Origin of the sequence: Bifidobacterium imperatoris (assembly GCF_002860405.1) — a bacterium.
GTDB classification, from domain to species: Bacteria; Actinomycetota; Actinomycetes; order Actinomycetales; family Bifidobacteriaceae; genus Bifidobacterium; species Bifidobacterium imperatoris.
Genome location: NZ_NMWV01000010.1, coordinates 68,006 through 88,899 on the forward strand (window position 1 = coordinate 68,006; position 20,894 = coordinate 88,899).

A 20,894-nucleotide genomic window follows, 5' to 3' on the forward strand; every position below is an offset into this window, starting at 1 on the left:
AAAACAGGAACCGGCCAACTCATAGCATGCGATGCGCGCTATCAGTTGGTAACGCGCATGCGAATCGTGCCTTCGATATTACGCAAGGCTTCCAAGGTTTCGGTACTCGGCTTAGATGCCACATCGGTCACCACATAGCCGAGCTCACCTTCCGTGGCCAGAGACTGGAACGAAATATTGATATTCTCATTGCCTAGTACATGGTTCACGCGAGCAAGCACGCCAGGAAGATTTGCATGCAAGTGGGCAATACGGCAAACGCCCTTGCAGCTGCCGAGATTAATCTGCGGCAGATTCACAGATAGGGATGTAGAACCGTTAAACCAATAATCCTCGAGTCGCTGAGACACAAAATGACCGATGGACTCCTGAGCTTCCAGCGTGGAACCGCCAATATGCGGCGTGAGAATCATATTGTCCTCGTCAGCCAGCGGGGTGTTGAATGCATCCCCGCTCTTTTTCGGCTCAACAGGGAATACATCAACCGCAGCACCGGCCAGATGGCCGGAATCCAGATGCTGCTTCAATGCGTCCAAATCAGCCACAAAACCGCGAGACAAATTGATGAAGATCGCGTCCTGCTTCATATGGTCGAACTGATCTTCGCCAAAGAACCCGGTGTTTGACTTACGGCCGTCAACATGCAGCGTCACCGCATCAGACTGCTCCAGCAGCTCGTTCAATGTGGCGCAACGATGAGCATTGCCCAAGGCCAATTTCTCTTCGATATCGTAGAAGACCACGCGCATACCCAATGCTTCGGCCAGAACCGAAAGCTGAGAGCCGATATTGCCGTAACCGATGATGCCTAACGTCTTGCCACGTACCTCATGGGAGCCGGCTGCGGACTTATCCCAAACACCATGCTTGATATGGTGCGTATGGGCCGGAATGCGGCGCATCAGGCAGATGATGTCGCAGATAACCAATTCCACCACGGAACGAGTATTGGAATATGGGGCGTTGAACACCGCAATGCCATGCTTGCCGGCATAATCCAAGTCAACCTGATTCGTGCCGATGCAGAAGCAGCCGACGGCACTCAAATTGGGACGTGCCTCCAAGACGCGGGCGGTGACGTTGGTTTTGGATCGCACGCCAACCAAATCCACACCATCGAGAGCGTCAATCAGCTCGTCCTCGCTCAGAGCGCCCTTCATCGTTTCGACTTCAAAACCATGATCGCGTAACGATTGGGCCGCATCTGGATGAATATTTTCCAATAACAATGCTTTCGGCATAATTTTCACCTTAGATGTTCATGGACTGTTCGTCCGCTTTTGTCCGAACTATAACCAGTTTCTGGGTTGGCCTGGTCATTGCCACATACAAGTCAGATGCGGCCACCAAGCGGCTCGGTGCATCATCCTCAATCATGGCCGGTTCGGCTACCACCACGGCGTCGAACTCCAGACCCTTAACGGTTTCCGTGCCGCATACACTAATCTGTTCATCCCATTCAGGCTGATCAATCAGACGCTGATATTCCTTGGAATCAAGCGCACCGGATAGAGATTGACGTACATGCTGGCGTACCGGTTCAATCAGCGAATCCGGGCAAATGATGGCAATGCGGCCGGTACCGTCCGTGGAGACGAAATGATGAGCAAGCTGAACCGCTTGATCAGCAATGGCTTGCAGCAGTGATTCCGTATCGTCAACGGTATGGCGAGACACCGAGCCTGGCACATCACGCACAGCATGCACGGTCGAGATGTAGAGTCCTTCGTTCTGGGCGAACTGGGAAGCAAGATCGGAAACCGCCTGTGGATTGCGGTAATTAATGGTCAACTCGTTGAGATCCCAATGTTCCGCTCCAAACAGACGATTCATGGTCTTGTCCCAGCGGCGGGTTCCTCCCAGAGCGGAGGTTTGTGCCACATCACCCACAATGGTGAACGAACGCGAAGGGCAGCGGCGCATTAGCATGCGCCAATCCATAGCCGTGAGCTCCTGCGCCTCATCAACCACGATATGACCATAAGTCCATTCGCGGTCGGCGGCGGCACGTTGTGATGTCAGCTCCGCGTCAGTGCCATTCATTTGGTCAAGAAGCATCTGGCTGGAAACAATGCCCTGGCCGAGACCGGTGGCGGCCAGCGTATCCTTGGCATACTGTTCTTCCGCAGCGAGGCGAGCGTCCGCCGCAGATTTGCGGGCTACGACCTTGGGGTCGGGCCCCAGCAATTCCATAGCCTCATCCAGCAGAGGGATATCGGATTTCGTCAACGGCGAGCCCTTTGGCCTGGCAAGAGCGCGAATATCATCGTCGGACAGCCAGCCGGCAAGCGACTTCAAACGTTCCGGGTGCGCGAATAATTGATCAATTAGCCAAGGGCCGGTCATTGGCAGCCAGCACAGGTTCAGTGTTTTGCGCACGGTATCGTTCATGCGCAGCAATTGCATGGCCCGATTGAGCTCAGCTTGGTCCGGTGTATAGTCCAGCTGTTCGGCATATCGGCGCTGCATGCTGGAAAGCATTGAGCGGATGAACGTTTCACGCGCCTTGTTATGTGCCTGACGAGTGCGCTTGGCATCGGTCTGCGCCTGCTGAATGTCCACGGCAAGCATCGGCACTTGAATGCCGCTGATGGTCACTGTAGGCAGGTTCGCCGGTATGCGAATACGCGAGGCGATGGCATTGGCCACGACCTGCGCCATGCGACGGTCTCCCTTGAGCTTGGCAGTATAAGGGGTGTCGGTGGCGGTGGCGGTGATGCCGGGGATAAGGTCGCTGATGGTGCGAGACACCACACCGGTTTCGCCCAATGAAGGCAGCACCTGATCGATGTAATGCAGGAACGCCGAGCTGGGGCCCACCACGAGCACGCCGGAACGTTCCAGAGTGCGGCGATGAGTGTAGAGCAGATATGCGGCGCGATGCAGGGCCACGGCGGTTTTGCCGGTGCCTGGGCCGCCTTGAACAACCACGGCGCGGTTCATATCGGAACGGATGATGCGGTCCTGCTCGGCCTGAATGGTGGCGACGATGTCGGTCATTTTGCCGGTGCGTCGTGAGCTGAGGGAAGCCAGCAATGCACCTTCGCCGGTGAGGGTTCCGGCCGAGGAGGCTTGCCCCACCTGATCGGAATGAACGTCGAGCACTTCATCTTCGACGCCTACTACATTGCGGAAGCTCAAGGTGATATGGCGGCGCATCACAATATTGCCATGATTGGAAGGCGTTGCCTCATAGAACGGCCGTGCGGCTTCGGCTCGCCAGTCGGTCAGAATCGGTTCGTGATCGGTACTGGATAGGCCGATACGCCCGATGTAGTGGCGGGTGCCGTCTTTGGAATCGAGGCGGCCGAATACCAGACGATCCTCGACACTGCGCAATTGGGTGAGGCGATCCTCATACATTGTGGCAAAGGAATCGCGTTCGGTACGCTGCGTGGGCGATCCGTGCGAGCCTGCGGCGCGTACGGTATCCAAACGCTGCCACATTTCGGCACGAAGGTCATCAAGACGTCCGTAGGCGCGATCAACGGCTTGTTGTTCCTCATGCAGCTGTGAGGCGTAACTCGACATGCTTCTCTTCGTTTCCATTTCTTCGAGGTCAACACTTTAAGGCACTCAAATTTACCGCACGCCCCCTACCGGAATGCTCGGTGAGCTGAATGGGTGCATGAACTTCCGGTGAATTCGTATTCCGCCATGCCTGATGAAGGCATACGCCGGCATGCTGGCGGTGGAGCGGCAGCTGCTAGCAGTGGATGGTGGCAATGTAAGGGTGAACTCCGCCGTTTCCGCTTGAAGGATTTGTGCTGAACCGGCTATGAAAGCGCGCCGACACGCACGGACAAGTGAAATTCTTCGTAAAAGGATGAGCAAATTGTGTATCAGTGGGGAAAAATGGGGAATGGTGGGGTAAAGTGGTGAACCAGTTGGCAGGAGTGTACCCAAACGCGTGAATAAGGAGGTGGAGCCGTGGCTGGTGAACAGACCTCACAGGACGCTCAAACCTCCGGGAATAGCTCCACTGGAATCTCCGATCTCCTGTCAGGACTGCCACCGCTGCTTCTCGGCACATACACTCCAAAAATCGACGCCAAAGGGCGTGTGGCACTCCCCGCAAAATTCCGTGCTCAGCTTGGAGCCGGTCTGGTCATGGCCCGTGGCCAGGAACGATGTGTATATCTGCTGCCCTTCGATGAATTTCGCCGTATCGCCGCACAAATTCAGCGCACCTCGGTGGGCAATAAGGCAGCGCGCGAATACCTGCGTGTATTCCTTTCCGGTGCCGTCGATCAGGAACCGGATAAGCAGGGGCGTGTGGTTGTGCCGCAGATGCTGCGCGATTACGCCAACCTTGGCTCCGACATCGTGGTTATTGGCGTTGGCACGCGTGCGGAAATCTGGAACAAGGACGCTTGGGAGGCTTACCTCGCACAGAAGGAAGAGGACTACGCCGATATCGCGGATGACGTATTGCCGGAGGTTGAATTCTGATGACTGATCTGACCACTATTCACCAGCCAGTGCTACTGGAAGATTGTGTGCACTTGATGGCACCCGCCTTGGCGCATGAAGGTGCTATCGCAGTAGACTGCACGCTCGGTCTTGCCGGCCACTCCACAGCGTTCCTGAAAGCCGCTCCCAATGCTCGTCTTATCGGTATCGATCGAGATAGCGAGGCACTGGGCTTGGCCACCAAGCGAATGGAGCAGGAAGGTCTCGCCGACCGATTCATTCCGGTTCATGCCGCATTCGATCAGCTTGATCAGGTGCTCGAGAATCAAGGCATCGAACGTGTGGACGCGGTGTTCATGGATTTGGGACTGTCCAGCCTCCAGATCGATGAGGCGGACCGTGGGTTCTCCTACTCGCATGATGCTCCGCTTGACATGCGTATGGACGTCAGCCAAGAGCTGACGGCGCAGCGTATTCTCGCCACATATGACGCTCCCGCATTGGTGCGTATTTTCAAAGAATACGGAGAGGAACGTTTTGCACGCCAAATCGCTCGTGCCATTGTCACTGACCGTGCTAAGGAACCGCTGACCACCACGGGGCAGCTCAATGCTCTGGTGGAGCGTGTGGTTCCCAAGGCACATCGACCGGCCGGCAATCCCGCCAAGCGAGTATTCCAGGCATTGCGCATCGAGGTCAATGGCGAATTGGCCAAACTCGCATCCACATTGCCTCAGGCTGCAAACCGCCTCAATGTGGGTGGGCGTCTGGTGGTGGAGTCCTACCATTCGTTGGAAGACAAAACCGTCAAATCGTTCATGGCGAATGGATTGAAGATTGACGCGCCCGCCGATTTGCCGATAGTTCCTCCGGACGCACAGCCTTTCTTCAAGGAATTGACTCGTGGCGCCATTAAAGCCGACGAACAGGAAATCGCGTCGAATCCACGCTCCGCATCAGTCCGATTGCGTGCGGTGGAACTGATTAGACCTATTCCGGATCGATGGCGTACCCGTTTTGAACATATGGCCGAGCATCCGGATGACACTCATGAATCTGGCGGCCGGCGCGGCGGAAAACATACTAACAATCGCAACACTTCGAGGAGAAACTAAAACATGGCGGCAACGGCACGTAGCATTCGATCCGGCTCTTCGGCATCGCAGCGTCCTCAAGCCAAGCCGCAGGCGAGTTCTCGTCCGCAGCTGAGGGTTATCACCAATGCTCATGGTGATAAGGAGCGCAGCGTGTTCGGACGCGTTCTCGAATGGACGAGAACGCGCACGGCGCCAATGGTGCATGTGATTATCGCAGTGGTATTTCTGGCCGCCACACTATTGGGTGCGCTGATGTTGCGTACCGAGATGGTGCAGAACTCTTTTGAAGCCGCCGAAGTCAAGAGCCACATCAATGTACTGACTCAGGATATTGAGGATGATCAGGCGAAGCTCGATCAATTGATCGCATCACTGCCGGATAAGGCCAGCGAAATGGGCATGGTCTCCAAGGGAGGCACTGCCACTATCGATCTTCAGGGATATCAGCAGCCGAAAGACGCGGAAGGCGGCACACAGTGAAATTATTTTCCCGCATCGTGCGGTTCGCCAAGGTGAAGACCTTCGCGTGCAAGTGCATCGCGATTGGCCTGGCCTTGGCATTCGTGGCGTCGCTATGCGTAGGGCAGTTGGCGTCCATCCAACTGATTGACGGGCGTCAGATGGCGCAGGCCGCTACGGCGTCGCGTACTTCGCGAGTGACGCTCAGTGCCAAGCGCGGCCGTATTCTGGATGCCAATGGCACGGTATTGGCCCAGAGCGTTGAACGATATACCATCGTTGCCAATCCTGAGGCCGCTCAGGAATTCACTCCGATTACCTGCAATAAAAACAATCAGGACTACTGCCATCAGATCGATGGCAAGCCAGTTGGAGTCACCGGTGCGGCGGCGGTCGGACGTCTGCTATCCAAGGAATTAGGCATCAGCGCTATGGAATTGGGTGCAGACCTGTCGATCAGCGGCCAATACGTCGTGCTGAAAAAGGATGTGACTCCACAGGTCAAGCGCAGCATCGACGAGCTCAATCTCGGCGGCATTGTCTGGGGAGAGCTCAGCAGCGAACGCATCTACTCGGATGGTGACCTGATGGGCGCATTGCTTGGTGGTGTGAACGACGAGGGCACTGGTGTGGCCGGCATTGAGCAGATGGAAAACAAAGTGCTCACCGGTACTGACGGGCATCAGACTTACCAGCGTGGCAATTACGGCGGTGAGGAAATTCCAGGCACCATGACCGAATCCGTGGCGGCAAAGGACGGTTCCGACGTCAATCTGACCATTGATCGAGACGTGCAATGGTACGTCAAGAAAATCATGAAGGAAGCCAAGTCCACCTACAAGTCGCCTTGGGTTATCGGCGTGGTACAGGATGTGCAAAGCGGAGAGATTCTGGCTCTTGCCGATAGTGACGAAGTGGATGCGGGCACTGATGAGGCGAAGTTAGGCGCATCCCGCGCTGTTTCGGAAACCTTCGAACCGGGTTCCATCGGCAAGCTGATTTCGGCCGCTGGATATCTGCAAACCGGTGAGCATAAGATGACGGACAAGTTCACCGTACCGAACTCGGTGACCGACAATGGGCAGGACTTCAAGGACGCGTTCACCCACGGGGACATGCATTGGACTCTGGCCGGCATTCTGCAGAAGTCTTCCAACAACGGTATGGTGCTCGCCGGCAAGAACTACACCGATGACCAGCGTTACGAGTATCTCACCAAGTTCGGCATTGGCCAGTCCACTGGTCTGGATCTGCCCGGCGAATCCAACGGTGTGCTGACGAATCCATCTTCCTGGGATTTGCGTACGCGTAATACGGTGCTGTTCGGTCAGGGTTACACGGTTAATGCATTGCAGCTGACCAATGTGGTGGCCACCATAGCCAACAAGGGCGTGCGTCAACAGCAGTCGATTATCAAATCGACCACGAATGCGGATGGCAAGACCACGGAAACTAAGCAGGGAGAAGCCACCCGAGTGGTTGACGAACAGGTGGCGGCTGACGTGATGAACGCTATGGAATCCGTTGCAGAGGACTATAGCAAGTTCGTCAAGGTTGATGGCTACCGTATGGCGGCCAAGTCCGGTACCGCAGAAGTGGCGGGAGACAATGGCTCCCTCAGCTCCATCATTTCCGATTACTCGGTGGTGATTCCAGCCGACAACCCACGCTTTGTGGTCACGGTGGTGATGAAGGACCCGCAAGGCTCCTATGGCGGCCTTACCGCAGGTCCGGTCTCCGCGCAGATTTGTGAGTTCCTTATGCAGAAATACGAGGTACCTGTTTCCAGTCCTCGCACAGATGCTATCCCAGTCACTTGGTGATGTTGCAGTGATAGTGAGTATGGAAGAAAGGCGTTAGCCCATGAGTGCGGTGAGCGAAGCCATTTCCCAGCGTATGACGTTGGGCATGTTGGCTGAGAAGTACGGTTTCGATATTGTTCCGCAATTCGCGTCCAATGTCACTATCACTTCGCTAAGTGATTCTTTGGATAGCGTGGGGCCGGGATCGCTGTTCGTATGCGGTGGCAGAATCGCTGAATTATCCCATGCCGCACAGGCTGGAGCATACGCGGCATTGCTGCCGCGTTCCCTGCAGCATCAGTGCCCGCAAGCGGATATCCCGTTGGTTTTTGGTGAGCTGAACGACCATGTTCTGGGAGACATGGCCGTGACGCTTGCCGGTTCTCCAACCAATGCGATGGCGGTATTCGCCGTAGCTGGCGATGATGACGACGAGATCAGCGCTGATGTGACGCAATTGGCCGATTTTCTCCATATGCTTGGCAACCCGGTGGCGGTGATTGATGCACAGGGATCCACGTCCATGACTCGCACGCTGAACCTGACATATCCGTTGGGAGTCCTTGACATGCAGCGCACACTGGCCGTTTGCGCCGAGGACGGTGTTGCCGCAGTGATCATTGCCTTGAATCCATCAACTGTGCGCAATCATGCTTTGGAATCGGTGAATGTCGACGTGCTGGGAATCGAACACAATACATCGAATCAGGATGTATCCGCGTTGAAAACGCGGTATTCGTTCATTTCCGACCGTGACCTTACGCTGACCGGCACCACTCAGGAATCCGATGACCTGGCATTGGAATCCCCGGTGGGATATGACAGAATCAGAGCGGGACATATGTCTTTGGCAATTTCGATGGTGCTGGCGGCAGGTGTACGAAAGAACAATGTGCGCAGCGCATTGCGGGTAGCGAACAATCTTAATTAATCATCCGCGGTGCCGCGAAAGTGCCGCACGGATTGCAAGGAGTGGAAAACATGGTTCCAATGAGTGTCGAGGAGATCGCGCAGGCGGTTGACGGTCGCATCGTCGCCGGAGATGCTCCGGCCGGTGCGGCGACAAATGCGGTCAGCGATTCACGGCAGGTTACTGCTGGCTCGGTGTTCGTGGCCATTAAGGGTGAACGTGTTGACGGTCACAATTACGTGGGTAAGGTTGGTGCTCAGGGTGCCGTGGCTGCCATTGTCGATCATGAGGTGCCGGCCCAGGGCCTTGCCCAGATTGTGGTGAAGAACACGGTTGAGGCATTGGGACAACTGGCGAAGCATAATATCGAGCGCCGCCGCCAACTGCCAGGCGATTTCGATATCATCGGCCTGACCGGATCCGTGGGCAAAACCACCACCAAGGATCTGCTATCGGCGCTGATGTCCACGCTCGGCCCCACTGTTGCCCCTATCGGCTCGTTTAATAACGAGATCGGCCTGCCTTTGACAGCGCTCAAGATCGATGGTGATACGCGTTTCTTCGTGGCTGAAATGGGTGCCAACCATTTGGGAGAGATTGCACGTTTGACGAGCATCGCTCCACCGAACACGGCCATAGTGCTGAAGGTTGGCGTGGCCCATCTGGGTGAATTCGGCTCTCGCGAACGTATTGCTCAGGCCAAGAGCGAGATTGTCGCAGGACTGCTTCCCAATGGTGTTGCTGTACTGAACGGCGATGATGACCATGTGATTCCGATGGCCAAGATCGCCCCGGCGGACGTGATGTGGTTCGGCAAGAACGGTGATCATGAGCCTGAAGTGACGGCAACGGATATTACCGCGGACACGGACGACCATGCCGAATTCACGCTGCATGCTGCAGACGGCGCTCAAGTGCGTGTGCATCTGGGCATCCCCGGTGTGCACAATGTGATGAACGCATTGGCCGCGGCTACCGTGGCATTGCGTTACGGCATGTCGTTGGACGATATTGCACAGGTGCTTCACGCGCAGCGTACGATTAGCCCTCATCGCATGGCATTGTCCGAGGTCAGCCGCGAGCAGGCGCATTTCACGCTGATTGATGATTCCTTTAATGCCAACCCCGATTCGATGAAGGCAGGCTTGGAAGGACTGAAAGCCTGGACGGCCAAAGACGGTGGTACGCCTTTCCGTGTGGCATTGCTCGGCGCAATGCTGGAACTTGGCCACAGCGAAACGGAACTGCACGAGTCCGTGGGCCGTTTTGCAGCGGAACTGGGATTGGACGCCATCATCGCAGTCGGTTCCGATCAGGATACGCATTTGCATGATATGGCTCAGGCTTTGGCTCGGGGGGCTGCGAGCGTAGCAGGAGCTTCAGTAGACTGTGTTGAGAATATTGATCGTGCCGAACAGCTGGTATTGGACATGGCTGCAAAGCATCCGGATACTGTCGTTTTGCTGAAAGGCTCTCATGCGTCGGGCTTGAGCGCGTTGGCGGAACGCTGGTCGACTAAGTAGTAGGTGCCAATCCACCGACAAGAGGAGAGAAACCACTCGTGATTGCTCTGATTATTGGAATGCTGGTGTCGTTGATCGTCACCTTGGTGGGCACCCCTATGCTCATCCAGCTTGTGCATAAACTGCATTACGGCCAATACATTCGCCAAGATGGGCCGAAATCGCATCTGATCAAGCGCGGTACCCCTACGCTGGGCGGCGTGGTGATTAATTTCGCCATTCTGCTGGGCTGGGGAGCTTCCGCATTGTACCGGTATCTGCGCTCGGGCGATGTGCCATCCTGGTCGGCGGTACTGGTGCTGTTCGCCATGCTTTCTATGGGCGTGCTCGGCTTCATCGATGATTTCGCCAAAGTGCGCAAGAAGCAGAATGAGGGCCTGACTGTGGGTGGCAAGTTCATAGGCCAGTTCATTTTCGCCACGATCTACGCGGTTTTGGCATTGATCATCCCCACGAAGTCCGGGTTCCCGAGCGCTCAGCCGGGCATGAGCTTCATTGAAAAGCCGTTCTTCAGCTTCGACTTCGCAGGCCGTGCCGTGGCCATCATTCTGTTCGTCATTTGGGTGAACTTCCTGATGACCGCGTGGACCAACGCCGTCAACCTCACCGATGGCCTGGACGGTTTGGCCGCAGGCTCTTCGATGATTTCATTCACCGGTTTCGGCGTTATCGCATTCTGGGAAAGCTACCACATCAAGGGCGGCGGCCATGAAGGTTACTCATATGCGGTCTCCGATCCACTTGATTTGACGATTATCGCCATCTGTGCTGCGGTGGCTTGCTTCGGATTCCTGTGGTACAACTCGAATCCTGCATCCATTTTCATGGGCGATACCGGTTCTCTCGCATTGGGCGGCCTGTTCGCAGCACTATCCATCGCCACCCATACCGAATTCCTGACGGTGATTCTCGGCGGCCTGTACGTGATGGAAGCCATGAGTGACGTTATTCAAGTTGGCTATTTCAAGATGACACATAAACGTGTGTTCAAAATGGCGCCAATTCACCATCATTTCGAGTTGCAGGGATGGACTGAAACCAAGGTTGTGGTCCGATTCTGGATGATTGAGCTGCTCTTTGTGCTGCTGGCGCTTACTGTGTTCTATGGTGACTGGGTCGCGCGCTCCGGTTTGTTGTTCAGCTGACGTAATGTAAGCGGCCTATCCTCGCTTCGGTGATTGGTGTATCTGGAGGAATGATGCAAGTAGCGGATAAGACAGTGGTTATCGCAGGACTGGGAGTGTCCGGAACTTCGTTGGCTCAAGTGTTGGCTGAGCGTGGCGCTCATGTCATCGGTGTTGATGAGCGCAAAAGCGAAGCTGATGTGCACTCGTTCGATCAGATCGATTGGGATGGCGTGGATTATGTGATGACCTCTCCGGTGTTCAATCCGCGTACACCATTTATATTGGAGGCCCAGCGCCGCGGTATTCCGGTGATGAGCGAGGTCGAGTTCGCATGGCGGTTGCGCGTTAACAATGAGCGCACCGGCAAGCCTGCACCGTGGATTGGCATCACCGGAACGAATGGCAAAACATCCACCACGGAAATGACCTCGGAAATGCTCACCGCCTGCGGTATGGATGCACCCACGGCCGGTAATATCGCATCTGGGGACATGTCCATGAGCTTGTCTCGCTGCGCAACCAACCCTCATCATGATGCGCTGTGCGTTGAGCTGAGCTCGTTCCAGCTGCATTTCACCGATTCGCTCGAATTGGATTGCGCTGCAATAACCAATATTGCCGACGATCATCTAGACTGGCACGGCGGGCGCGAGAACTATGCCGCCGATAAGTCGAAAGTGTTCCAGCACGCTAAGCGCGCTATCGTCTACAATGCACAGGATGCTACGGTGAGCGAACTGGCAAAGTGTGCGCAGACCGCAGCCGGATGCCGCAAAATCGGTTTTACGCTGGCTGTGCCACAAGCCGGTGAAATCGGTATCGAAGATGGATGGATCACCGATCGAAGCGGCGTCGCATCCGGAACGGTTGGAGAGCGGGTCAAGCTTGCCCCTATCACGGACTTCACTCATCTGATGGAGCCGAACGGCACCTTGTACCCGCATCTGGTAGCTGACGCGTTGACTGCCTTGGCGTTGGTGCTTGGATTGGGCGCCGATGCTGAAACGGCGTTGAATGCGCTGAAGGCGTTCAAGCCGGGCGGCCACCGTATCGAGACGGTTGCAGAAGCTCGGGTAGAAGGCGGCTCCATTCGTTTCGTGGATGATTCCAAGGCAACCAATGGGCATGCCGCACATGCTTCACTCTCCAGCTTCCCAGACAAATCCGTGGTCTGGATTGCAGGTGGTTTGGCTAAGGGCAGCCGTTTTGAACAGTTGGTGCATGATCAGGCGAAAACCATCAAGGCTGCAGTCATTATCGGCAAAGATCAGGAGCCGATGCGCGATGCTTTCCTGAGCCAGGCTCCGGATATTCCGGTAACGTTCATCGATCCGAGTGACAACGCAACTGTTATGGATCGTGCGGTTGAAGCTTGCGGACAGTATGCCGAAGCCGGCGATGTGGTACTGATGGCACCAGCCTGCGCTTCTATGGATCAGTTCAAGTCCTATGCCGATCGTGGCAACAAGTTTGCAGCAGCAGCCAAGACTTGGAGCGAGGTGCATGGCCTCCAATGAGTCTCCTGCGCGCCGTGTGCGCGCATCACAAGGCAAACCTGCCCTGACCATTACCGATTACACAGGCTGGCGTAGCCTGTTGAATCCGGTCTGGTGCTATCACGGTTTCCGCACGGCAGTGGTGGGCCTTACCTGCTTCGGCATCATCATGGTGTTCTCAAGCTCCACGGTGTCGATGGCTGCACAGGGAGTTTCCCCGTTCCTGCGATTGGCATCACAGGGAGCATTCTGCGCCATTGGCTTGGTTGCGGGTTTTATCGTCATGATGCTGCCGGTGCGTTTCTGGAAGCGTTTCGGCATCGCAGCAATGTGGATTGCCATTGCACTGCAGTTTCTGACATTGACTCCGCTGGGCGTCGACGTATATGGCAATCGTGGTTGGTTGAATTTAGGGTTCACTACCATTCAGCCTGCTGAATTCATGAAATTCGCCGTATGCGTGTGGCTGCCTACATCCTTATACGCGTCCGGCAAACGATACCGTAAGGACGGCATCAAGGCATATGCCAAGCCACTGCTGATATATGGGTTCGGCTTAGTTGCCGTCATTTTGGGTAGAGACCTCGGTACCGCCATGATTCTGCTGTTCATCGGTTTTGCGGCATTTCTTGTGGCGGGATTCCCCGGCAAATGGATGATGGCGGGCATTATTGCAGCCGTTGTATTGGTTGCAGGTCTCGCCATATCCAGCCCGAACCGTATGCGCCGAATTCTGGCCACTTACGGTGATTGTTCGGCTGCGGATGCACAAACCGTCTGCTACCAGTCGATGCACGCCAAATATGCCATAGCGTCGGGAGGCTTCCTTGGTGTGGGCATCGGCAATTCGCGCGAGAAATGGAACTATTTGCCTGCAGCGCACAATGACTTCATCTTTGCCATCATTGGTGAGGAAACCGGTTTTGTGGGCTGCCTTGTGGTGATTGTGTTCTTTGTGATTCTCGGATGGTGCATGATTGCTGTGGCGCTGCAGGTCACTGATCGTTATGTGTCTATGGTGCTGATGTGCATTACCATCTGGCTTGTCGGTCAGGCGATGGTCAACATTGGTGTGGTTGTTGGCGTGTTCCCGGTATTGGGCGTGCCTATGCCATTCGTTTCCGCTGGTGGTTCTTCGATGGTGATGTGTCTGACTGCAGCTGGTCTTGTTGTGGGACTTATGCGATGCCAACCGCAGATTAGGCAATCCCGTCAGAATGTGTAGAGTACACTCAGTAACCATGACTCAAGGAACACCCCATATCGTTCTTGCCGGCGGCGGTACCGCTGGGCATGTCAATCCTCTGCTTGCTGTGGCTGATGCCATTCGAGATATCGAACCGTCTGCGCAGGTTACCGTTATTGGCACTGCCGTTGGTTTGGAGAAAGACCTCGTACCGAATGCGGGGTATGAACTGGACACCATCGAAAAGGTGCCGTTCCCTCGCCGCCCGAATTTATATATGCTCAAGTTCCCGGCGAAATGGAAACGCGAGACAGCTAAGGTGCGCAGCATTCTCGAGAAGAGGCAGGCTGATGTTGTGGCCGGTTTTGGCGGCTATGCGTCGGCGCCGGTATATGCTACGGCACATAAGATGGGGATTCCTATTGCCATCCATGAGCAGAATGCACGCGCCGGTATGGCCAATAAGCTTGGTGCCCGTTGGGCCGACTTCATCGGTACCGTTTATGAGCACACCGGGCTGAAGCCGGCGTCGAATGCTCGTATCGAACGTGTTGGTTTGCCTTTGCGTCCGGCCATTGCCGCGCTGGCTCAGCGTATGGAACAGGATAGGGGAGCGGTGCGCCGGGAGTCGGCCGCACTGCTGGGCGTCGATTCGGATCGTCCGCTGGTGTTGGTCACAGGCGGTTCTCTGGGCGCACAAAGTCTGAATCGTGCCATTGCCTCTTCCGCAGCTGATTTGCTGGCTCATGCGCAAATCATTCATTTGACGGGGCGCGGAAAGATCGACGAGGTTCGTGATTTGGTTTCCAAATCGGTTAAGGCGGACGTGTTGACGGGTCTTGGCCCGGATTCGGCCGGTAAAGGCGATTATCATGCCGCTGAATACCTGGAACGCATTGATTTGGCCTTCGCCTGTGCCGATTTGGTTATTTGCCGTGCTGGAGCCGGTTCGGTGTCTGAACTTGCGGCACTGGGCCTGCCTGCCATTTACGTGCCATTGCCGATAGGCAACGGTGAACAGCGTTTCAATGCCGAACCGGTCGTTCAGGCAGGTGGCGGATTGCTGGTGGCGGACAAGGATATGACTCCGGTTTGGGTTCATGACCATGTACCCGCATTGCTTGCCGATCAAGAGCGCTTGGCTGATTTCGGCCGGAAAGCTTGGGAATATGGCATTCGTGATGCCGCGACAATCATGGCGCACCGGGTGCTGGATCTTGCCGGCTCGCATTCAGTCTGAAATGGCCGCACCTGAGACGACATACAATATGTGGTTAGGAATAATCCTTCAAGGAGAGTCAATTGTCTCAAGAATCCATCGTGCTTGATCCCACACGCGCCGCGTTTGATGCGCAGGCAACTCCAGCCGATCTCGGCCCCACCCACTTTATTGGCATCGGCGGTGCGGGAATGAGCGTATTGGCTGAAATGCTGCATGCTGAAGGCGTGCAGGTTGACGGATCGGATCGTGAGCACAGTGCTAAGACGGATCGTCTCGAAGCACTCGGTATTACTGTGGAATTCGGCCAGAAGGCTGAGAATGTGGCCGATGCATCCACTGTGGTGTATTCAAGCGCTATTAAGCCGGATAATCCGGAAATCGTGGCCGCTCACGACGCCGGTAAGCGAATCGTGCACCGCAGCGACATTCTGGCATTGCTGATGAACGGCAAGCAGGCTGTTACGGTGGCCGGCGCGCATGGCAAAACCACCACCAGTTCTATGCTGGCACACATTCTGGTACATGCTGGCATTGATCCAAGCTATGCAATCGGCGGCTCCATCCAAGGGCCGGATGGCAGCACGCTTGATGGCGGACATGCAGGCAATGGTTCCGTGTTGGTGGCGGAAGCCGATGAATCCGACGGCAGCTTCGCCAAGTATCATCCGACTATCGCCATTATCACGAATGCGGAAGCCGACCACCTGGACCATTACGGTGACGAGGAACACTACCGTGCTGCTTTTGTCAACCATGCCGGGCACGCTACCGGTCATGTGGTGATTTGCGCCGACGATAAGGACGCGCTTGCTGTATTCGAAGCGTTGCCTGCAGAAGTCAAGAAGCATACAGTCGTATACGGCACCACGCCGAAAGATCAGTTGCCTGATTTGGCGGGAGCCGCATTGGTGGCTATTGCTTCCGAAAGCGAGACCGCTGGCAGCGGCACGGAACAGCTCACCTTGGAGCTTCCGGCTGCAGTGACCGGAGATGAGCCGGTTTGCCAAAGTGTGGCGTTGAAGGTTCCTGGCATCCATAATGCGCGTAATGCCGCTGCCGCCATCACTTCGGCAGTGCTGCTGGGCGTTAAGCCCGCCGATGCGGCAAAGGCCGCTGGCACCTTCCTTGGGGCTGCTCGTCGTTTCCAGGTGCGCGGCACGGTGAAGCAGGTTACCGTGGTGGATGATTACGCGCACCATCCCACCGAAATCGCGGCTTTGCTTGATGCGGCTCGCCGTCGCTACCCGCAAAGCGCCATTCGTGTGCTGTTCCAACCGCACTTGTTCTCTCGTACCAAGTTCTTTGCCCGTGAATTCGCCGAGGCTCTTTCCAAGGCTGACGATGTTATTGTCACCGGTATTTTCCCCGCGCGCGAAAAGCAGGAGGATTTCCCGGATGTAAGCCCGGATACCATCGTGGATGCGGCTCAAGGGCTGAAGGATGAATCACAAGGTGCTTGGATTCAGTCGGTTGATGATATGTGCCTGGCCGCTAAGATGATGGCCATGCGTGCGCATCACGGCGATGTGATCTTCACTGTGGGAGCTGGAGACATCACCGATATGGATCAGGTGCTGCTGACCGCTCTGGAAGCGCATAGGGAGAGCTGCGAGTAATGGCCGGCCGTACGGTCAGTTCTTCAGGCTCTGCCTCTTCAGGTAAGCGTAAAACTCGCGTTGTTGAATCTCATACGCATCAAGACAAGGCGCCACGCAAGTCACGCACTCGTGCGGGGCGAAGCGTGGCTTCGAACCTTAAATCGCAGCCGGAGATTCAGGATGTGACTGTCGCCAAGGGCAAAGCCGGGGCTTTTATTGACGCTCGCGCGTTGCGAAGCGAGGACTATGTAGCGGAAACATTGCGCCAGACCACAGGCCCTCTCGGGGTGGCCTCACGCCCGAAGGTGGTTGATTTCAAGGCGCGAGCCAAGGAACGCAGAAAAGCCGGAGTGCGAGTTCTTGCTGCGCGCGTCGCCATTGGAGCGTTGGCGTTGCTCCTTGTAGGCGCATTGCTGTGGCTGCTGTTGTTTTCCTCGGTGTTCCGGTTGGAATCAAATGCCATCAGTGTTTCTGGTGCTAACGAGTGGGTGAGTAGCGAAACCATTCACAGCATTGCGAATAAGCAGTCCGGCAAATCCTTGTTCTTGGTGTCATCCAATGATGTAGCCAATCAGCTGAAAGCGATTCCGGGTGTTAGCGAGGCAAAGGTTTCCAAGCATTTCCCCAAATCGATGAGTGTGGCAATCAAGGCCCAAAAGCCTGCTGCCATGCTGAAAAGCGGCAGTACGCTTACAGTCGTGGATGATCAGGGGCGAGTGTTGAACTCAGTGGAGAATGCCGATGTTCAAGGCATTCCGGTGATTGAGGTCAAGAATGTGGAGAAAAGCCTGAAGAATCGCTCGGTGAAAGGTGCGCTGACGATTTTAGCGGCTTTGCCGGAATCCATGCGTCAGCAGATTACCAAGGTCACGGTGGCAACCCAGGATTCAGTGACGACTACATTGAACGATGGCGAGCATGTGATTGTCTGGGGTGATTCTTCACAGCTGAAACTCAAGATGGCTGAAGTCGATAAGATTTTGAACGATCCCAATGTGATTGGTGACTACAAGCAGGTTGATGTGTCTGCACCGAGCAGACCGATTCTGAAGTAAGTGGTAGTTGCTAGTGGTGGATTCATCTAGGCAAAACTACGACAAAGGCCGCATAACCATTAGGTTATGCGGCCTTTTGAATGGTGGAGGCGCGGGGAATTGAACCCCGGTCCGATGACCGAGCCCACAGTCTTCTACGTGCGTAGTCTGCTGGCCGTGCGGCGATTTTTCTGCCCCCATCTGTGTCGCAGACAACCGATGGCGAGCATATCCGCAGTTAAAGTCCCGATGCAGCCCTGAGGCTCAACTGCATCAGCAAGTCTTCTTAACGACGCTCAGCATCCTCCCAAAGACGAGGAGGAGTGAACGGAGCGGCTGCTCACTGGTTAATCCTGGCGCGAAGCTCAGGCAGCGAGAGCGAACTCAGTGCGGTTAGATTTAGCACTTATTCTTTTGTCGGGGTCATCCACGAGTGGACCCGACGTTCTCGGCACGCTTCCCTGCAGCGAACAGGTCACCGTCGAAACCGATCGCCCCCAATATTGAGTTATCAAACTCTTCCGGCTCTTTTTGACCGGACTTTTCAATATATCCCTTTACTGGCAGGAATGCAAATCAATACCGCAAATCAGCTCACGGAAATATGAAAAAGCCTGCGTGAACCGAAGGGGAAGATTCACGCAGGCTCGTCTTGGGATGGCGCTAGAAGCGGCTATCAGGCCTCAGCCTTCTTGCCTTCGAGCACCTTGTAGGCAAAGCCCATCACCAGCACGTACAGGCAGCCGACGGCCATCACGAGGATGCCACCGAACTGGCCGGCAGCGTCAGCGGCCACACCCATAATCGGCGGGAAGATAGCGCCACCGATGAGGCCCATGAGCATGAGGCCGGAGATCTCGTTCTGACGATCCGGACGGTACATGAGAGCGTGGGAGAGGAACAGGGAGAACACGTTGGAGTTACCGAAGCCAACCAGGGCAACAGCGACCCAGAACAGCCAGACCGGCGGGTTATCCTGCACCAGGGAGAAGATGGCGAAGCAGACAGCGGACAGGGTCATGATGACACCGCAGATGCGCAGACCGACCTTGTTGGAGATCTTCTGCAGCACGATACCACCGGTGAAGCAGCCGATCATACGAGCGATGAAGTAGACCATAGTTGCAGTTGCGGCGATTTCAGTGAACTGGTCGCCGGTGTGCTCGGTCAGGATTCGCGGAGCCTGAGCGTTGATGCCAACATCCACACCCACGTGAGCCACGATGCCGAGGAAGCACAGGAAGACGATGCCATCAGAGAACAGAAGCTTGAAGCAACGGCCGATGGTGGTGGTGCCTGCATCCGGAGCGGGCTCCTCGATCTTATCGAAGGCGAGCAGGATGTAGCCGATGATGCCGATGACGAAGTAGATCACGAAGAGGATCCACCACATGCCGAGCTTGGTGGCGCCCCAGATGGCGATGTACGGGGCGAACAGGGAAGCGAAGGCCTTGACGAACTGGCCGGTGGTCAGGGTGGAAGCGAGCTTGTCGCCCTTGACGAAGACGGTCAGCAGCGGGTTCAAGGAGACCTGCATCAGGGTGTTGCCGATGCCGAGGAATGCGAAGGAGATAACGATGAGAACCAGGCGAGGAGTGCCGGAGAGAGCCACGTAGGCGATGATCGGCAGAGCCATAGCCACGAGGGTGACCAAAATGGACCACAGCACGGTCTTACGACGGCCGATCTTGTTCATCAGCATGCCGGTCGGTACGGAGAAGATCAGGAACCAGAAGAACACCATCGTGGTGAACAGGTTGGCGGTACCATCCGCCAATGCGAACTCGCCCTTGACGTAGTTCGTCGCGGTGCCGACCAGGTCGACGAAGCCCATGACGAAGAAGGCGAACATTACCGGCAGGATCTTGGCAAATCCAGCGTTGCCGGCCTTAGTAGTTTCGTTGCTCATTATTGAATTCCCTTTTTCTTAACTGCAATGAGACAATGAATATTTCAGTTTTCAGTTATGTTTTCCACGTCTTTAGGTACAGCTCACGCCGGGGAGGCGGTGTTTCTTATGGAATCCTGGACTTCATTGTCCGGCGTGAGCTGGGCCCGAAAACGGGAGGAAAGGAGAGGGCTTCAGCTCTTATTCAGAGCTGAAGCGTGGAATCACTTGCCTTCGTTGGCGAGGTAGTCGGTCATCTCGGTCGGGTAGTCCGGCCAAGCGCCAGCCTGGGTGCAGACGAATGCAGCAGTGTTGACGGCCTTGCGGTGGGCGTCCGACAGGGAGTCGCCCAGCAGGGTGCGTGCGGTGAAGGTGCCGGAGAAGGAGTCGCCAGCGCCAACGGTGTCCACAACCTCGACGTGCGGGGTGTCCAAGGTGGAGGACTCGCCCTTGCGGGAGATCACGGTGGAGTAGGCGGAGCCAGCGGTCAGGATCACGTAGTCGAGATCGAACTCGTCGAGGAACCAACGGCAAGCGTCCTCACCGGAGGTGCCGCGAATGTCGAACATGTCGCGCAGGAGCAGCAGCTCTTCATCGTTGATCTTGAAGACGGTTGCGGCCTTCAGCAGCTCTTCGATGAGTTCCTTGGAGTAGTGGTCACCACGCAGGTTGATGTCGAAGAACTTCATGGCACCCGGCTTGGTGTGCTTCAGGAGCTCCATGATGGTGGCGTGGGTCTCAGGGGAGCGCAGAGCCAGGGTACCGAAGCAGATGGCGTCGGCCTTGGAGACCACGTCGATGAGCTGACGGGTGTACAGAATGTGATCCCAAGCAACACCCTTGACGATGGTGTACTCCGGGATGCCGTTCTTCAGGGCAACCTCAACGGTGGAGGTCGGCCAAGCGTTGCGCTGGATGACGGTGTTGATGCCAGCTTCGTCCGCCTTGGCAACCAGCTCGTCGCCGAGCTCGTCCTCACCGACGGCGCTGATAGCCCAGCCTTCGGCACCATTCTTCATTGCATGGTAGGCGAAGTTCACCGGAGCGCCACCAGCACGCTTGCCGCCAGGCAGCATATCCCACAGCAGCTCACCGAGGCTCAGAACGATTGGGTTGGACATGATGGTTCCTTTCCTTAT

The 20,894-nt window shown here is 55.9% G+C and carries 16 protein-coding genes and 1 other RNA gene; 12 read left to right on the forward strand and 5 right to left on the reverse strand.

Annotated elements, in window-relative coordinates:
• Positions 1–41 precede the first annotated feature (41 nt).
• Positions 42–1,241, reverse strand: a complete 1,200-nt coding sequence (gene serA, locus Tam1G_RS03950) for a phosphoglycerate dehydrogenase (protein ID WP_101625538.1) — start codon at positions 1,239–1,241, stop codon at positions 42–44.
• 10 nt (positions 1,242–1,251) lie between these two features.
• Positions 1,252–3,531 carry a HelD family protein gene (locus Tam1G_RS03955; RefSeq protein WP_101625539.1) on the reverse strand — a complete coding sequence of 760 codons (2,280 nt, stop codon included), beginning with the start codon at positions 3,529–3,531 and terminating at the stop codon, positions 1,252–1,254.
• Positions 3,532–3,987: 456 nt separating this feature from the next.
• On the opposite strand from Tam1G_RS03955, the gene mraZ reads away from it, so the two are divergent.
• The 12 genes from mraZ (at position 3,988) to Tam1G_RS04015 (ending at position 17,888) form a co-directional block, all read left to right on the forward strand.
• Positions 3,988–4,452: a division/cell wall cluster transcriptional repressor MraZ gene (mraZ, locus tag Tam1G_RS03960; protein WP_051917314.1), complete on the forward strand. Its 465-nt coding sequence runs from the start codon at positions 3,988–3,990 to the stop codon at positions 4,450–4,452.
• Entirely contained in the window at positions 4,452–5,528 is a 1,077-nt protein-coding gene (rsmH, locus tag Tam1G_RS03965) for a 16S rRNA (cytosine(1402)-N(4))-methyltransferase RsmH (protein ID WP_033890031.1), read from the forward strand. Before mraZ ends, rsmH begins: the two co-directional genes overlap by 1 nt.
• A 3-nt stretch (positions 5,529–5,531) precedes the next feature.
• Complete coding sequence (gene ftsL / locus Tam1G_RS03970) at positions 5,532–5,990, forward strand: cell division protein FtsL (protein ID WP_165781894.1); 459 nt, start codon at positions 5,532–5,534, stop codon at positions 5,988–5,990.
• Positions 5,987–7,792, forward strand: coding sequence for a peptidoglycan D,D-transpeptidase FtsI family protein (locus Tam1G_RS03975; protein WP_101625540.1), 1,806 nt, complete (start codon positions 5,987–5,989; stop codon positions 7,790–7,792). The genes ftsL and Tam1G_RS03975 overlap by 4 nt, the downstream gene beginning before the upstream one ends.
• A 40-nt stretch (positions 7,793–7,832) precedes the next feature.
• Positions 7,833–8,702, forward strand: coding sequence for a hypothetical protein (locus tag Tam1G_RS03980; RefSeq protein ID WP_101625541.1), 870 nt, complete (start codon positions 7,833–7,835; stop codon positions 8,700–8,702).
• Positions 8,703–8,752: 50 nt separating this feature from the next.
• A complete protein-coding gene (locus Tam1G_RS03985; protein ID WP_101625542.1) occupies positions 8,753–10,204 on the forward strand; it encodes a UDP-N-acetylmuramoyl-tripeptide--D-alanyl-D-alanine ligase in 1,452 nt (483 codons plus the stop codon).
• A gap of 38 nt (positions 10,205–10,242) precedes the next feature.
• Positions 10,243–11,349, forward strand: coding sequence for a phospho-N-acetylmuramoyl-pentapeptide-transferase (gene mraY, locus Tam1G_RS03990; protein ID WP_033890036.1), 1,107 nt, complete (start codon positions 10,243–10,245; stop codon positions 11,347–11,349).
• Positions 11,350–11,402: 53 nt separating this feature from the next.
• Positions 11,403–12,848, forward strand: coding sequence for a UDP-N-acetylmuramoyl-L-alanine--D-glutamate ligase (gene murD, locus Tam1G_RS03995; RefSeq protein ID WP_242689730.1), 1,446 nt, complete (start codon positions 11,403–11,405; stop codon positions 12,846–12,848).
• Complete coding sequence (gene ftsW / locus Tam1G_RS04000) at positions 12,835–14,052, forward strand: putative lipid II flippase FtsW (RefSeq protein WP_033890038.1); 1,218 nt, start codon at positions 12,835–12,837, stop codon at positions 14,050–14,052. The genes murD and ftsW overlap by 14 nt, the downstream gene beginning before the upstream one ends.
• A gap of 16 nt (positions 14,053–14,068) precedes the next feature.
• Complete coding sequence (locus Tam1G_RS04005) at positions 14,069–15,253, forward strand: UDP-N-acetylglucosamine--N-acetylmuramyl-(pentapeptide) pyrophosphoryl-undecaprenol N-acetylglucosamine transferase (RefSeq protein ID WP_101625544.1); 1,185 nt, start codon at positions 14,069–14,071, stop codon at positions 15,251–15,253.
• Between the two features lie 62 nt (positions 15,254–15,315).
• Positions 15,316–16,851: a UDP-N-acetylmuramate--L-alanine ligase gene (gene murC / locus Tam1G_RS04010; RefSeq protein ID WP_101625545.1), complete on the forward strand. Its 1,536-nt coding sequence runs from the start codon at positions 15,316–15,318 to the stop codon at positions 16,849–16,851.
• Positions 16,851–17,888 (forward strand): cell division protein FtsQ/DivIB, encoded by a 1,038-nt coding sequence (locus Tam1G_RS04015; protein WP_101625546.1) that lies wholly within the window; start codon positions 16,851–16,853, stop codon positions 17,886–17,888. Before murC ends, Tam1G_RS04015 begins: the two co-directional genes overlap by 1 nt.
• Positions 17,889–17,969: 81 nt before the next feature.
• Here Tam1G_RS04015 and ssrA read toward each other — a convergent pair.
• The 3 genes from ssrA to Tam1G_RS04030 all read right to left on the reverse strand — a co-directional run bounded on the left by ssrA (position 17,970) and on the right by Tam1G_RS04030 (position 20,876).
• Positions 17,970–18,366, reverse strand: a transfer-messenger RNA (tmRNA) gene (gene ssrA / locus Tam1G_RS04020).
• Positions 18,367–18,543: 177 nt separating this feature from the next.
• A complete protein-coding gene (locus tag Tam1G_RS04025) occupies positions 18,544–19,776 on the reverse strand; it encodes an MFS transporter (protein WP_033890043.1) in 1,233 nt (410 codons plus the stop codon).
• A 203-nt stretch (positions 19,777–19,979) separates the two neighbouring features.
• On the reverse strand, positions 19,980–20,876 hold the full coding sequence (locus tag Tam1G_RS04030; RefSeq protein ID WP_033890044.1) for a carbohydrate kinase family protein: 897 nt from the start codon (positions 20,874–20,876) through the stop codon (positions 19,980–19,982).
• Between the last annotated feature and the right edge of the window lie 18 nt (positions 20,877–20,894).